This window comes from Paeniglutamicibacter sulfureus (assembly GCF_039535115.1).
GTDB classification, from domain to species: Bacteria; Actinomycetota; Actinomycetes; order Actinomycetales; family Micrococcaceae; genus Paeniglutamicibacter; species Paeniglutamicibacter sulfureus.
Genome location: NZ_BAAAWO010000001.1, coordinates 3287136 through 3302640, shown reverse-complemented (window position 1 = coordinate 3302640; position 15505 = coordinate 3287136). Strand labels below are relative to the sequence as shown.

The window sequence follows — 15505 nt, the reverse complement described above, 5'->3', positions numbered from 1 at the left end:
CCGGAACTAAGGCGCGGATTCCGCATAAGCCCGCAATGATTTCAAGGTATCCGCTTCGGAACCGGCAATCGCCGCCAGGAGATCTCCGACTTCGTTCCGAAGTTTCTTGGCTGCTTCCACGGTGATGACTAGTCGCACCTGGGTCTGCCCGGAATCCTTGGCGAGCGCATATCGATAGTGCACGCTGATGTCCCCGCCGCCGGAAGTGAGAGTGATGGCCTTCTCATCGACCAATTCCGAAATCAGCAACTGACGTTCATGGGATCCGGAATGGTAGTCGAGGACTGTCCCGAGGCTCGTGAGCTGCTCGGCCTCCATCGAATCAACCCCGGGCATCCATTTGGGCGCGGCCACCCAATCGGTAAGCAGTTCCCACACTCGCGGCACCGAGAGGTGAATCAGCTCCTGGGAATCCAAAGCCTGAAACTGTGTCATAGCCGAATCGTGTCACGCCGCAGCCCAAAATGAAACGCCTATAGGCCCTTTTGCCTCTTGCGCATCCCGAGCATCAAGGCGCCGCCCAGCAGTAGTGCCACCCCGAGCCCACCCATGACGACGGTGCCGTTGCTGCCGGTATTTGCCAGTTCATGCCGTTGGGAATCGACGAGGGGTTTGGCGACTGCCTGGGCAACTTGCTTTATCTGGACCACGGGCTTGGTGACGTTCGCAGCGGGCTTGATTTCAATATCTCGCTCTTCTGGCTCTTGCGTCGGCGTGGTCGGCTCCGGCGATTCTTGTTCGGTGACTTCCCATTCGCCCAAACCCGCCAGGATTCCGTCGAATGCTTCCTGCGCCCATTCAGGGTTGTCCGGGAAGAGTTCGTTGAGGTACTCCCACAATTCGTCCAGATAGTACTCGTCGCCGGTCGTTGCAAAGTCAGTCACAATGTCGATGATCGTCTGGAGTTCAGGTGAATCCATCATCGCGTTGTTGTATTCATCGATGAATTCCTGGCCTTCGTCTGAATCCAGGAATTCATTCCACTGGCTCTCGTCCCACGCCTCGGAACCTTCGGGCATCGTCAGGGTCGGCATCCAGGCCGGCATTTCTGGTTCCTCGGCAGGGTCCTCGGCCATCGGCGGAGAGGCCGACTCTTCAACGATGTCGATCGTACTGCCTCCCTCAGCGCCCTCTGATTCGGTCGTTCCAGTTGGGCTCGCAACTTTAACGACCTGACCGCTGACTTCCACAGAAGGGCCGGATGGCACGGCGTCTACTAGGCCGGGTTCCTCCGTGACGGCGGTTTCTTCTTCCACGGTCGGCAGGCTCAGATCGTCACTACCAACCTGAACGGGAACCTGCGTTTCGACGACCGATGAATCCGCAGCCTCCGGGGAGACGGTCGTGGTAATCACTTCTGCCGTGCCCGGATCGTCTTCCGGGATCTGTGGGGCGCCAGCCGGCACATCCTGCCCCGCACTGAGAGCATCACCCGGCTGCTGCACGGAATCTCGGGCCGATTCGGTGTTCCCAGCTGCCGCTGCGCTATCTCCATCGTTCGCGCCAGCTATCTGGGGGTTCTCAGTCGCGGTGATTGAGCCCTCCTCTAGCGGCAAGGCTTGAGCCACCAAGGGGCTAAGCATCAGGCCCGAGGCCATCACGGTTCCGAGCAACGCAATACGAATTCGAGGTGCCATGTCAGTCCTGTCCCAGAGATTGGTGCGGTGGAAACAGGATCCGGTGCCACGTGACGTCCCCTTGGACCGTGCCCTGCAGTCAACGTGGAACATGCGCCACGTGTCAGATCAATCTATGGCAATGACAGGGTTTCGCCTAGTCACGATTTGAAAACTAATTCGTCGGGCTGACCGGGCCAGTAACCCGCTCCATCCAGGACACGAATCCGGTGCTCGAGAGCGGATAGTTTTCTGCGACGTCCTCCAATAGCCTGCTGCCAGTCCGCCATTGAATGCAAAGGACTCATGAGCCGTCGGGTGCCGGGCCGCCGGTATTCTCGCGGTTCGCCCAGACACCACAGCACGAACCTATCGGTCCGGGGTGGGAGCCATCGCCCGGGCAGCCGACGTCAATTGGCGCTGGCCGAGAATCACGAGGCCAATGGTCGTCGTTCGCACACGTCCTTTGAAGCATACCACGTCAGAGTCGGATCTGCTTGACCCGTGGAAGCAAAATGGCGCGCAGCGGCAATCGCACGCTCCACTGTTGTCGTTTCCCAGTTCTCGAACGAACCTTTCAAATCCCCGATCGCGACCTCGGTCTGGCCGTGCTCGGACCCTGGCGTTGTCATCATGCTCCACAGCCGGTCATCCGATGTGTCGGGACAGAAATAGACAACCATCGCGCCTTCCGCACCCCCACAGAAGTCCATCCGCGCACCGCCACGCATCGCGCTGACAAGCGTCCGTTTCTTGCCATCCAAGGACCGTACGCGGCCTTCGAGGGAAGTAGCGGACGGGGCCTCCTCCTCGAACAGCTTTCTCCCATCGTTCCCGGTGACCAGAAGTGCACCCGAGGCTAGTTTCTTCGCCTTCTTCTTTTTGTCAGGTCGAAAATTGGCGCCAATAATGGTTCCGGCAATCACGCATGTGAACCAAGTCAGGCCGAGGCCACCGGTTCCTCCCTGAATGCTTTGGATGTTCCGGAACCACAGCAGAACCCCAAAAAAGACGACGAAAAAAAGCAGGATTGGCAACCTGCCTTTGGCGAACATGAAGGTACCCGCGCCAGCGGCGAAGGCAACCAACAAAACCATGAGGACGATGGAAATATTGGCGTCCCACCAGATAACCGGGATCAAGAAACCACTCAGGACACCGATCGCCGCCATCGCCATTCCGACGAAATCAGCGTTCTTTGAGGAACTACGCGCCACGATTGAATTCACCTACACGATTCATATACACATCGACCATCATTTCAGACCTTCGGTGAATTGATCTACCCCAAATCCGGCGGAGCTGCTTGTAAAGGCTTCCGACCACAACCCATTGGTGTTGGTTCGCGCGACGTCAAAAGCTCCACCGAGGGTTCTGGGGTGGAAATTGGGCATTTGCCTTAAGGTACTGACCCCGTTCATGCCAACGCCCGGGATCTTGTCCACCGGAATTGCAGACGCCATGCCTCCGGAAAGAGCACTCACGCCGGCGTTGCGGAGGTTAACGTCTTTTCCTCCGACAAGATCCGTTGTGATCGACCCTGCGGCGCCACCACCAGCGGAAAGACTGATCGTTGAAATCTTGGACAGGCCACCCGTGGCAGTCTGCCCGAAGGATCGCGCGATCGACCCTCCGGCCGGGCCGGCGAGACCACCGACCGAACCGGCCACGAAACCGCCAGCCATGGAACCGGCGAATCCCCACCCGTCCTCGATCTTCCAGTCGTTCTTCATCAGCTCCGAGGTCCCGCCAGCGATTGCGCCAAAGGAACCGTTGACGCCGGCATTTACTGAGGCAGCAGCCACGAATTTACTTGTGTTTGACGCCGCGGCCGAGGTGGCAGCGACACGCGTCGCTCCGAATCCCACTGTCGCGGCCCGCGTGGCCAGGGCTCCTGCCCCGCCACCGACTGCACCCAAGGCGCCGGCGACTGCAACATGGCCCCAATCCACAGAGCCGTTTTGCGCCTTCTCCATGATTGTCTGGGCGCCAGCAGAAACCAGCGCCCCGCCGACCATCATGCCCACCGGCCCACCGAAGATCATCAGCCCACCACCGACAAGCACCGCAGCACCACCCGCGATATACTCCCAGTTGTCCGCGAACCAATCGCCTGCGGCTGCCATCGCACCGTTGTTGCCGTCGCGGTACGCCTGCAGTTCGTCCTCGGTGACCGGACGCAGGCCCAGCGGATCGATCGCATGCAACGGGTCGTTGCCGGCATAGGAATACGGGTTTCCGGACCAACCGGAACCCACCACCGGATCCAGCGGATCAACCGACAGGAACCCGCGCGTCATCGGGTCATAGGCCCGGGCGCCGAACCAATCCAGCCCGCCCACCTGCAAGCCGCCGGACGCACCCACGGCCAGCCCGGAAGGAAGGCCCGGAATCGCGTCCGATGCCATCCCCCACGGGCTGCCTGCCTTCGTCGGATGCGCACTGCGCCACCCGGCGGAAAGCACCGTGCCGCCTATCGCCGTCACGCCGCCGGGCAGTGCCACCACCGATTGGTCACCGGCGGACATCACCCGGGGAGCGACCTCCGCCGAATCCCACCACACCTCGGCGCCGTCCACGTCCGCCAACTCGCCGAGGGCGTCAACCCACAATTCGCTGCGCGAGGGAGCCCCGGAGGAGTCTTCCGCGGTCACCGCGGTCAACCAACCGCGCAAGGACCATTCAAATGACCGCACCGAGCCATCGGGCTCCACTGATTCGATCCGACGGCCCAACCCGTCGTAGGCATATGTGCTGGTCCCTGCGCCGTCCGTGCGGGAACGCAACTGGCCGGCAGCATCATAGGCAAGCTCGGCGGTGAACCCGTCAATGGATTCATTAACCAGGCGGCCGGAAAGGTCATAGCGCCACTGGGACACGAGACCGTCCCCGCGCACCGAACGCTCGAGCTGGCACGCCGCGTCATAGGAGAAACGGGTTTCGATGCCATCGGCAAGGATCGCGGCAATACGCCCGTCCCCGTCCCGGCGAATGACGGTCTCGGTCACACCCTCAACCGTTGTCGTGGTGTGGCGCACCACGACGCCTTCGGCATAGTCCCAGTTTTGGACCGCATTGCTGGCGACTGCGCCCACCATGCGTCCGGCGGCATCACGCTCGTAAGAAATCCGCCCGAAGACCGGGTGCTTCACAACCACCACGCGTCCGGCGGCGTCATGGCCGAACTCGGTGCGCGTCCCGTGCGGGTCGACCATTGCCGTGCGGTTCCCGTCCGCATCGTATTCCCATGACGGGCCGCGCCCGTCACGCAAGCGTTGGATGAGCTGCCCGCGGCGGTTGAAGCGCAGGAGTTGCTCGACCTGCACGCCGTCCTCCCGGGTGTGGTCGGTGATGCGCACGCTCCTGGAACGTGCATCCCGGTTGATCTGCATCAATGAATGCCCATCGACGCCGAGGGAGACCTGCCGCCCGGCTGCATCATAGCTCCATTCGGTGCGCCGGCCCTCCGGGTCGCACTGCCACAGCTGGCGGCCGGCCGGGTCAAAGCCCGCCGTCGTGGTCCGGCCCAGCGGATCGGTTTCCGCAACGACCTGGTCTGTCTCGTTGTAAATCCGGCGCGTGGTGGCGCCCAGCGGGTCGGTGACGGTGGTGAGGCGCCCGCGCGAGTCGTACTCAAAGCGGGTCTTGCCGCCCAGTCCGTTGACGGCCTCGATGAGTTGCCCCGCCGCATCGTAGCGGAACCTGCGTCGGCCGAAGGAGGAATCCACGGCCCGGACCATGCGTCCGGCCAGGTCGTATTCGAAGCGCGAGGTGCCCCGGCCCGGGGTATAACGGGAAACGACTCGGCCGACGGCGTCGTATTCCAGGCGCTCGATCTCCCCTCCAGGGAAGACGCGGGCCACTACGCGGGACTCGGCGTCGTATTCCAGGGTGGTGCGCGCACCGGTCGGGTCGATGCTTGCTGCCGGCCGCCCGGCGGCGTCGAATTCGAAACGGGTGACGGCCCCGCCCGGGGAACGGTGTTCGATGACCCGTCCGGCCGCGTCGCGGCGCAGCAGGGTGAGACCTCCCTCGGCGTCGACCAGTTCCACGGGGCGTCCGCACGCATCGTAGGTGGTCAGCTCGGTGCTGCCGTCCGCGCGCTCGGAGGCCACGGGGCGGCCGAACTCGTCGCAGCGCACGCTGCTGCGCTCGAACGCATCCTGGACGGTGACGGTTCCGGTGGCCGCGTCAGCGGAAATCTGCTGCCGCACGCCGGTGGGGTCCACCACCGCGGTGAGCTCGCCGTTCTTGTTGTACTCGCGGGACCACGCGTGCCCCGCAGGGTCGGTGACCTGCGTCAGGCGGGCCAGCGCATCTTGGACGAAGCTCCATTGGGCCCCGTCGGGAAGCTCGAGGCCGGACACGTTGCCCAGGTCGTCGAAGCTGCGCGTAACGGCCCGCCCCAGCGGATCGACGGTTTGGGTGAGCTGCCCGTGGGAACCGTAATGCATCTCGGTGCGGGACCCGAGCGGGTCGATGACCACAGTCAGGGCTCCGCCCGGGGCGTACTCGAACTTCCACAGGGCGCCGTCCGCGTCCCGGCGGGAGCGCAGCTGTCCGTTTGCGTCATACAGGTAGGTGGTCCGGGCCCCGCCGGGGGACACCGCCTCGGTGACCAGGCCCGCGTCATCGCGGTGCAGCGTCGCGGTGTTCCCGAAGGAATTGGTGATGGTGGCCAGGTCGCCGAAGCCGTCGTAGCCGAAGCGCACGGCCACCCCGACCGGGTCGACGATCTTCTCCAGCAGGCCGTCGCGCCAGTGCAGCTGCGTGCGGCCACCCTCCGGGTCTATGACCAGGGAGGGGTTGCGGGAGGAGTCGTCGGCATATTCGTAGGTCACCAGGGCGCCGGACTCGGTCACCACGGTCACCGGACGATCAGCATGGTCATAACCGTAGGTGATGTCGGCACCGCTCGGGGTGCGGGTGCGGACCTTGCGCCCGCGCTGGTCGTAGGCATGCACCGTGAGGGCACCGTCGCGCTCGGTGACGGAGACCAGGTTGCCATATCGGTCATAGCTCATCGACTGGCGCGCGTCGTTGGCGTCGATGACGCCCACCAGGCGGCCCCGGGCATCGGCGATCCAGGCGTTCGAACGCGTCCCGTCCGCATCGGACACCACCGTCAGGCGGCCCGGCAGGTAGGCGAACCGGGTCACGCGGCCGAAGGCGGAGACCTGGGTGAGCACCCGTCCGTGCTCGTCATAGGTGTTGACCGCCTCCTCGACGCCGGCGGCGTCGGCGACAGCCTCGATGAGGCCTGCGTCGTTCCAGCGATAGCTGCGCACCCCGCCCGGCCCAGCGGCGGAAATCAGGTGCCCGTTCTCGTCGTACTCGAACTCCACGCGACGCCCGTCCGAGGCCATAAGCACGGCGATCCGATCGCCCGCGAATTCCGTGCGCACCCAACGGCCGCGTTCGTGGGCAAGCTCGTCGATTCGACCCTCATCATCCCGGCGCACCAGCAGCGCGGTCCCCGGGCCGGTGTCCGAGGACAGCCAGGTCCCGGCCGAGGTGAACACCCAGCGGGCTCCGGCATTGTCGCGCACCACGAGAACCTCGGCGGCATCCGCCGCGTATTTGTCGATCTCCTCGTCATTCAGGGTTTCGCGATGCAGCCAGGAGCTTTCCCCGTCGGCCCGGTCCCACCCCTCACCGAGGCGGGGGAACCACAGGTGGCGTCCATCGGCCAACACCATCCAGGCGCCTTCGTCCTCCAGCTCGAGCCGGGTGTCGAACACCGAGGCCCAACCGGTCCCGAAAGTACCGACCCGCTCGTCCAGGGAGTTGTAGGTTCGCGTGGCCACCAGTGCCGCCGCGGCGCCCGCGAATCCGAGGTCCACCTCGGTTTCCAGGAAGTTGCCGGTGGAGGTGTTGACCGGGTCGTTGGAGTAGCCGGTCGTCGGATCGGCACCGAGGGCAAATGCCGCGTCGATGGCGATGTCCTGGCGGGTCGCCCCGACCCCTTGGGTGGCGAGGGCAGCCAAGAGCGCCGAGTCGGCCAGCCGCGAAACGTTTCCTTCGCCGCCGGCGGCAGCGAAGGCGTTGGCGATGGTCAGGGCCCACGCCACGTCCTGGTCGTTGGCCTCGAGCCACTTGTCGAAGCCGTTGACTACCCCATTGGCGTTCAGCGAGCCATGGCTGCAGCGGGCGGCAAAGTCCGCGAGGTGGCTGCGCAAGGCCGCGGGCTTGCCCGAAAGCTCGCCATTGAGGTTCGCCGACCCGGTGGCAAAGGAGCGCAGGTCGCTGGGGCGTGCCGCGGAGACGCCGGCATTGGAACCGCCGCCCGGGGCGGGTGTCTGCCGGACCCCGGTCACGGGGGCCGAGGCCTGGATGCTCACTTCCTGGGCCGGGGGCCCCACGGGCGGATCCTCCTCGCCGAAGACCATGTCCCAGCCCCTCAGGAGGGCGTTTTCTTGGCGCTCGTCTCGACGCTGCTTCCATTCGCGGGCCAGCCGGCGCCGTTCGTTTTCCTTGCGGGCTTCTTCCTTCAGCGAATTGGCGCCGGTGGCTGCCTCGCGCAAACGTGCCGCGAGCTCGGTCGCGTCAGCGGACGCGACGCGGGCGTTGTCGGCAAAAAGCTTTGAGAAATGCCCCTGGAACTCGGCTCCGGCCGTCGCCACCAGGGAGGACCGGGAACCGGACTGTCCCTCAATATTGGATGCGGCGAGGTTGAACGCCGAAATCAATGCGTCTGCCGTCCCGTTGTCAAACACAACGTCATGTTCAAAGGCACCCAGATCGGCCACGCAAGAACTCCCTCATCAGACCAGTGGGACCCGGAGGTCCCGAAAAACGATCCGAGGCACCGTCGAAACCTCGGTAAAGGATGGAAAACGCCCCCGCCGCCTGCGCGGCATCACGGCCGGAGGCAACGGGGGGCGAAGCCCAGAACTGGCTAGTTGCCGCCGCCCGCGGTGAAGATGTTCGTCGAGATCTGGTTCAACTGGCCACGGAGCTGCTCCAGCTCGGTGCGTGCCTTGTCCAGCGCGGCCTTCGTCTCCGGCCACGTTGAACCGCGGAACTGGGAAGCAAGCGGGCCATCCCAGACATTCGGGTCCGACAGGACCCGTCCCTGGGCATCCAACTGGCTGATCTGGTCGGTGAAGCCACCGTTGATGATCGCCTGAATCTGCTGAATGGCCGTCTTTGCCTGCTCCGTTGATAGGACACGCGACATGAAATCCTCCAAGAATCCTGGTGATGTCCCCGCGCAAACGCGCTACTAGGAGACTCGAACGAGAATAACTCTAACAAGATGACATGCCGCGTTCCAAGTAATGAGCCCATAAATTTCTCGTGTTGGCGAGAAATACAACCGCCAGACAGACACAGCCGTTTCGACTACTCACGTTGGTGTCCGTACGGTTTCGAACGACGCGAAAGCCGCCAAGGGGTGACCGTCATCCATTGGGGCATGATCGGGTAGGCGGAATGACTTGCCGATCAACGCATCAACATGAACCAACGTGCCCCTAGCACCTGTCCCCCGAATCTATTGGCAAGCGATCGGACGCCCCTGATGGCATGCCTGGCTCAGTGTCTTCGAATGCAACCCGCTGATGGCCTGACCCATCTTTCCTGGATCCCTGAGGCTTCCTCAATCAGTCTGCGCGGCGGCTTGTCGACCAGACAACATCGCGCGAACGCGATCCGGACACCGCGAAATAGCGCGCAGCCACCTGCGCCCGGCGCAACGACTCGCCTTTCGCCTGACCATCCGGCGAACCGACAGCAGTCACTTGCCCACCCAACATCGTTTGCCCCGCAGGAAGCAGCGCGTGCCACTCCGCGGACTCGACGTCGTCGGTCACATAGACCTCAACGGCGTCCGGCGCGAAACCAACAGCATCCAACCGCGCCGACCCCCGCCGAAGTGACAAGGCCGAAAAGTTGCCATTGAGCTGCGCCAACAGCTCGTCGAGCTTCTCCCCCTCCGGGTCGATCTGCTCGAAGCGGTCCTTGCCGATCGCCCAAGTGGCCACGGTCCTACCCGGAACGGCCAACGGATCCGTCGGAGGATCGGGCAGAACCTCGATCCCCTGCCTCGCCGCCCGGAGTCCACGCCCGAGGGTCATTCCGAGAACGGCACAGCCCACCAGCGCCGCAATCGTCCAAGTGATCGGACCGAAATTGATCAACAAAACCATGGAAAGAACGATCACCAGTGGATAGGCCATCATGCGCTGGTAGGGGTCCTGCCGTGCTCCGGAAAGAAACGAGAGCAGGAGGACAACTGAAGAGAAAAGGACGACGAGAATCGGAAACGCACCAAACAAGAATGAAATCGCCAGGCCCCCAATCGCCGCAGCGAACGCAAGGACGTAACGTCCCGGCGTGGGCGCCGCCACCCGAGCAACCGGCGTCAGTCGACGCTCAACTAAAATCATGAAGCCAAGGTCCTCCAATCAGCAATCGTCGGCGAGCTAAACCACGTCATTTGGGGATCGGCACCGCCCTTTCGGTGGAAATACCTACCGCAGCCAACGTTTTCTCCAGAGTCGTGGTTTCCCAGGACGCATGAGAAAGAAGCATGTCCCCAATCATCACCTCGACCTGTCCCGGATCGCTACCGGGCGATGTCAACACGCTCCACTGAGTCCGCGAGGTGGCTGCGCAATGATGCGGGCTTGCCGGCAAGTTCACTATTGAGGTTCGCCGATCCGGTGGCGAATGACCGAAGGTCGCTGTGCCCCGCCGCGGAAACGCCCGCGTTGGAACCGCCGCCCGGGGCGGGTGTCTGTCGCACCCCGGTCACCGGGGCCGAAGCTTGGATGCTCACTTCCAGCGCCGGAGGCCCGACGGGCGGATCCTCGGCACCGATCCACTGTCCGGTCGATCCAGTTTGCTTGGCGTTCGTCCCGGCGTTGCTTCCATTCCCTGGCCAGCCGGCGCCGTTCGGTTTCCTTGCGGGCTTCTTCCTTCAGCGACCTGGCTCCAGCGGGGGCGAGGCCCAGAACTGGCTAGTTGCCGCCGCCCGCGGTGAAGATGTTCGTCGAGATCTGGTTCAGCTGGCCACGCAGCTGCTCCAGCTCGGTGCGTGCCTTGTCCAGCGCGGCCTTCGTCTCCGGCCACGTTGAACCGCGGAACTGGGAAGCAAGTGGGCCATCCCAGACATTCGGGTCAGACAGGACCCGTCCCTGGGCATCCAACTGGCTGATCTGGTCGGTGAAGCCACCGTTGATGATCGCCTGAATCTGCTGAATGGCCGTCTTTGCCTGCTCCGTTGATAGGACACGCGACATGAAATCCTCCAAGAATCCTGGTGATGTCCCCGCGCAAACGCGCTACTTGGAGACTCGAACAGGAATAACTCTATCAACATGACATGGCCCATCCCAGGCAACCGAGGCATGAACTCCAGGGATCAACGTCATGAATGGATTTCGTCGCGCACCGGACCCCCTTGGTGATATGAACGCGGGGCACCTTGTCCGTTTATTCATTTCGGTGGCGTACCGCCTATTATTCAATAGGAATTTGCAAACGAAGGGACCCCAGTGGCCAGTACGCGCACACGCCAGCAGCATGTCGACACAACCAAACGCACCCTCCGACTCCGTCGTGGCGCGGGCGCGGTACTCACGGTTGCTGCCTTGGCTTTCACCACATCGTGTACCAACGCACCACAGGCCATCGACAACCCCACGAGGGTGCTGCAGTCGGTTAACGTGGATCTTGCCTCCAACGGCTCTATCTCGGCGGTGAACGGAACCGCCATCTCCGTGGACGACGCCACCGGCGGTTCCTCGAGCGCAGATACCGCCTATATTCCGGGTGAAGTCGCCAACGACCTTCCCGTTCGCGTGAGCACGCAGTACCGCACCGCGGAGAAGACCGGCACCAATCTCGAGGAGCTGGCCGGCTACACCGGCCGGATCGAGATCGGCCTGACCGTGGAAAACCTCACGGTGGCGCCCAACGACGTGACATTCGACGTCGCGGGCCAGTCCCGCACCGAACCTGCACTCGTTGGCGCACCGATGACCATTGCCGCCTCGACGGTGCTTCCCGAGGTTTCGCCCGGCGCCATCGTCGCCGAATCCGGTTCCGGCGCGGCCGGGACCAACGGCATCGTCAGCGCTTCGCCCGACGGGGAGACGGTCATCCAGTGGGCAACTCTTCTGGCACCTCCGGCAACCAGCGCCAGCACCACGCTGCGGCTGGTCGCAGACGTCACCGATTTCGCCACCCCGAGCATCGACCTGGCCGTGCAGCCGGGCATGTCCACTGACCTCTCGGTGGACGGCGTGCTGGCCTCCGCGTTCGACACCAGCCCCACCTCCGAGCTCGCCCTGCAGCGGCGCACCATCGACCTCATTGCCGAAGTGAATGACGTGTTGAGCCGTGCGGGCTCCACCATCACCGACGTGCGCGGCAACCTGGAGAGCACCTCACAGACCCTGGGCGTGAGCACCGCCGCCCACCTGAAGGAGAGCAGCGACTCCTTGGCCGGGACCCTCAGCGGCTTGAAGGACCAACTCGGATCGCTCAAGACTGACCTCGATTCCACTGTCACCGGCGCCGAGACCACGACCCTTGCGCAGCTTTCCCAGACCGTGAACACGGTCGACGCCATGCTGGGCGACACCTCGGTCGGCGTGCCAAAGGCAACGATCAAGGGCAACGGCTGCGCCGCCATCGTTGCACCCGCAGGCGAAACCGCGACGGTCTACTCCAGCCTCGTGCTGATGTCCGCCCAGCTGGACGGCTATGCCCGCTCGACCGCGGGTTGCCGTGACGAAGTTGCCACCGCACTGCAGAGCACCGTTGGCCCTTCCGAGCCCAACGCCGAGAACTGCGCCGTCGCATCACTGACCTGTGCGTTCCACGCTTCGTCGATCACCGTGACCGGCGCCCTGCTGAAGTTGGTGGACCAGGGCGACAAGCTGGTTGCCACTCTTCAGCCCGAGGTCATCACCGGCGCGCGGGCCCAGCACCGGATCCTTTCCGACGGAATTGACGAGCTGGCCTTAGACGTCGACGCTTTGGACGAGGCGGCGGCCACTGGCGATGCCAATAAGGAACAAGAAGCCAAGGCAACCAAGGATGCGCTCCAAGAGCTGCGCGACACGGCCAAGAAGGTTGCCTTCCCGACTGATGAGCTAACGGCGGCAATCGGTAATCTGGTCGAGGACGAGCGGACTAGAAACGAGGAGATCAAGACGATCGCCTCGAACACGGTCAAGCTCGTCAAGGGCCAAAAGTTTCCGTTTGATCTAAAAAATCCATGGGTCTACAAGCCGATTGAACGCACAAACGAGCTCGACTCAATGATTGTCCAAAATGACAGGCTTGCAGCCGAAATGTGCGACCTGATACCAAAAAATGCATCCACTGAGAGCTCATCGTCTGAAGCGGCCGCCCAGACGGCGCCCTCGCGTGAGGACATCGAAGCGCTTCGGACATACCTGACCTCGATTCCGTGCCGCGGCACCGACCCAGAAACCTTCGAGGACCTCGCCAAGTACCCTGATCCGCTGAAAAAGCGAATGCAGAACTTGGCCGATGATCTGGACGACCAGTCGGATGAACGGGCCGCTCAGGTGACTGCGCAAGCCGACGCATGGACAGACTGGGTCAAGAAAGCGACCGAAGCATGGGAGGATCCCGACGAAGGTCCGGCAGCGACCCAAATCGCGGCCTGGGAAGACGTTGCGGACTTGGCCAACAAACCGGTCCTGGACGGTCCCGTGTACAAAGAGATCGACAAGGCCAATTCGAGTCTGACGGACAGCATTGAGGCAGTCAGCACCAAGATAGATAACTTGGAAGACACCTTGAAGGTCGGCGGGAGCCTCCGAAGCGAAATCGAAGTACTTCGTAGGACCGTGAACGATGCCAAGGCAAGCCGCGACTCCATGGATGCGGCACTGCTGTCCCTGCAAAAGCAGCAGGACGAGCTCGAGTCTGGCATCAAGATGGCCTTCGCGGACACCCAGAACGCCATGACCGAAGAGGTCAACGCTCTGATCGACAGCCAGATCCGCGTGGTCTCCGCCCAAGGCGCCGAAGGCAGCGACGCAGTCGTGAAGGCCTTCGACCGCTCGGTTGCGGGTCTGTCCGCGACTGCCGTCGACGTTGAGGCCAACGCCAAGACGACCGTTGACAAGCAGCACGCCGAACTAGCCAAGCAGGACGCCGGCCTTTCGGAGGCAGTCAGCAAGCAGACCGCTGCCTCGCTCGAGGGCATCGCGCAGAGTACAGGAGCCTCGACGCGGGATGTCGAGGGTGCCTCGAAGCTGCTCGCCGCCGGCCTGTCCAAGGTCATGCTCGACCTGGGCGACCGCAAGGTGAACGGGTCCGGACTGCTCGGATCCATGGCCACCAGCGCGGCGAAGGCCGACACGGCCGACTACCAGCTGGCCCTGGCCACCAAGAACGCCCAGGGCTACGCCAACGTGCGCGCCGAGGACGTTGCAGGGATCCTGCTGCGCCAGGCACAGTTCAAGGCTTCGCTCGAGGCCGTCTCGGCCCTGCCGACCTTCCACCTCGAGGTGCCGGCGGGCACCGCGACGCAGACGCTGTACGCCTTCCGCCTCGGAAGTGCCAAGTGAGCCGTCTCGCGACGCGCCGGAACCTGATTTCCGGCGCGGTGGCCATTGTGGCCGTGGCCGCGATCATCGCGATGTCGGTCTTCCTGTTCCGTCCTTCCGACGCGGCCATGGGCGACCCTGTGGAGGCAAGCGTCCCGGTGGCATTGTCCGCAGCCAACGTCCCTGCCGAGACCAAGCTCGGTGTCGTGGTGACGCTCGGGTCCAGTTCCGGCGCCGCGTGGAAGGATGCGGCACAGGGCGCGGCGGTTGCCGCGCACCGCTTCTCCCTCTCGGGCACCGCCATCGCCCTGTCCACCGCAGATGACCGCGGAACGACCGAGGGCGCACGCAAGGCCGTGGAGAAACTGGTTTCCGAGGGCGTCTCGGGGATCATCGTGGCCACCGACGGCGAGCAGGTGGACGGAGCCCTCGAGGCCGCCGCCAGCGCCGGGGTCCCGGTACTGCTGCCCTACTACGCCGACAAGGTCGATGGCGACGGTGCCGCCTGGCGCACCGCGCCCACCGAGGCCCAAGTGTCCAAGTCACTGACTTCCGCCCTGGCCGGCGCGAAGCGGACGCTGCTGATCGACGCCGGCGGCGGTGCCCCGGCATCCGTGGACGTCGCGGCGAAAATCTCCTTCGAACCGGGCGCCGATGCCGAGCAGCTCGCTGCAGATGTCGCCCGCCGCACCGGCGTGGTTGAACCGGCGAAGGCCGACGGCACCCCTGGACGCGCCCCGGTGGCCAACCCCGCCGACGCGGTGCTGCTCTCGGGCAACCCGACGCAACAGGCAACGGTCGTCCATGCCCTGCAATCGGCCAACGTCACGGTCCCGGTCGTGCTGACACCCGGGGCCACCAGCCCCGCCTTCGCCTCCCGGTTGGCCCAGGCCGGCGGCACCGCCTCCGGACGGCTCTCCACCGTCGGCCCCGACGCCGGCGACGCGGCCGCCCTGCGGCCCGATGCCTCCGGACGGGCCATGTCCGGGTTCCTCGCCGGCCTGCGGGTCCTCGCCCAGGACAAGGAAGCCAAGAACCTCACCGGCGACGTGCCCTTCAGCGAGGTCGCCAACGCCGCCGATTCGCGCAGCCACGACGCCGTGGTGGCTCTGGTGCGGGCGGTATCAACCGCCGGCAGCGGCGATCCGGCCAAGGTGGCCAAGGCACTCGGTACGCTGAAGCTTGGCCCGGCCGACGGCATCGCCGGCCCCGGACTGGACTTCACCCGGCCCGATAGCATGGACGGGGAACCGGCGGTGCTGCACTTCTCGGCCCAGGACCTGGGCTTGCGCCCGCTGGTATCCGGGAGCGGCGGACCGGCTTCCTGGTTCTCGAGCCCCGCCGCCGACTGAC

10 protein-coding genes are annotated in these 15505 nt (G+C 64.3%); 2 read left to right on the top strand and 8 right to left on the bottom strand.

All coding sequences use genetic code 11. From position 1 onward, the window contains the following. Positions 1-6: 6 nt before the first annotated feature. The 8 genes from ABD687_RS15075 to ABD687_RS15040 all read right to left on the bottom strand — a co-directional run bounded on the left by ABD687_RS15075 (position 7) and on the right by ABD687_RS15040 (position 10861). Positions 7-435 (bottom strand): SRPBCC family protein, encoded by a 429-nt coding sequence (locus tag ABD687_RS15075; RefSeq protein ID WP_310289973.1) that lies wholly within the window; start codon positions 433-435, stop codon positions 7-9. Between the two features lie 38 nt (positions 436-473). Next, entirely contained in the window at positions 474-1637 is a 1164-nt protein-coding gene (locus ABD687_RS15070; protein ID WP_310289975.1) for an LPXTG cell wall anchor domain-containing protein, read from the bottom strand. Positions 1638-2047: 410 nt separating this feature from the next. Beyond that, positions 2048-2845: a hypothetical protein gene (locus ABD687_RS15065; protein WP_264270581.1), complete on the bottom strand. Its 798-nt coding sequence runs from the start codon at positions 2843-2845 to the stop codon at positions 2048-2050. 27 nt (positions 2846-2872) lie between these two features. Then, on the bottom strand, positions 2873-8365 hold the full coding sequence (locus ABD687_RS15060; protein WP_310289980.1) for a DUF6531 domain-containing protein: 5493 nt from the start codon (positions 8363-8365) through the stop codon (positions 2873-2875). A 149-nt stretch (positions 8366-8514) separates the two neighbouring features. Continuing rightward, positions 8515-8796: a pyrophosphorylase gene (locus tag ABD687_RS15055; RefSeq protein WP_071214649.1), complete on the bottom strand. Its 282-nt coding sequence runs from the start codon at positions 8794-8796 to the stop codon at positions 8515-8517. A gap of 424 nt (positions 8797-9220) precedes the next feature. Continuing rightward, positions 9221-10006: a hypothetical protein gene (locus ABD687_RS15050; protein WP_310289988.1), complete on the bottom strand. Its 786-nt coding sequence runs from the start codon at positions 10004-10006 to the stop codon at positions 9221-9223. A gap of 179 nt (positions 10007-10185) precedes the next feature. Next, positions 10186-10398, bottom strand: a complete 213-nt coding sequence (locus tag ABD687_RS15045; protein WP_310289991.1) for a hypothetical protein — start codon at positions 10396-10398, stop codon at positions 10186-10188. 181 nt (positions 10399-10579) lie between these two features. Continuing rightward, a complete protein-coding gene (locus ABD687_RS15040; protein ID WP_071214649.1) occupies positions 10580-10861 on the bottom strand; it encodes a pyrophosphorylase in 282 nt (93 codons plus the stop codon). Positions 10862-11212: 351 nt separating this feature from the next. On the opposite strand from ABD687_RS15040, the gene ABD687_RS15035 reads away from it, so the two are divergent. After that, on the top strand, positions 11213-14173 hold the full coding sequence (locus ABD687_RS15035; protein WP_310289994.1) for a hypothetical protein: 2961 nt from the start codon (positions 11213-11215) through the stop codon (positions 14171-14173). After that, on the top strand, positions 14170-15504 hold the full coding sequence (locus ABD687_RS15030) for a type 1 periplasmic-binding domain-containing protein (protein ID WP_302263206.1): 1335 nt from the start codon (positions 14170-14172) through the stop codon (positions 15502-15504). The genes ABD687_RS15035 and ABD687_RS15030 overlap by 4 nt, the downstream gene beginning before the upstream one ends. The last annotated feature ends 1 nt before the right edge of the window (position 15505 follow it).

Excerpts from the sequence above, each read along its gene's own strand:
- ABD687_RS15075 (WP_310289973.1), bottom strand. The coding sequence starts at position 435 with ATGACACAGTTTCAGGCTTTGGATTCCCAGGAGCTGATTCACCTCTCG.
- ABD687_RS15070 (WP_310289975.1), bottom strand. The coding sequence starts at position 1,637 with ATGGCACCTCGAATTCGTATTGCGTTGCTCGGAACCGTGATGGCCTCG.
- ABD687_RS15055 (WP_071214649.1), bottom strand. The coding sequence starts at position 8,796 with ATGTCGCGTGTCCTATCAACGGAGCAGGCAAAGACGGCCATTCAGCAG.
- ABD687_RS15050 (WP_310289988.1), bottom strand. The coding sequence starts at position 10,006 with ATGATTTTAGTTGAGCGTCGACTGACGCCGGTTGCTCGGGTGGCGGCG.
- ABD687_RS15040 (WP_071214649.1), bottom strand. The coding sequence starts at position 10,861 with ATGTCGCGTGTCCTATCAACGGAGCAGGCAAAGACGGCCATTCAGCAG.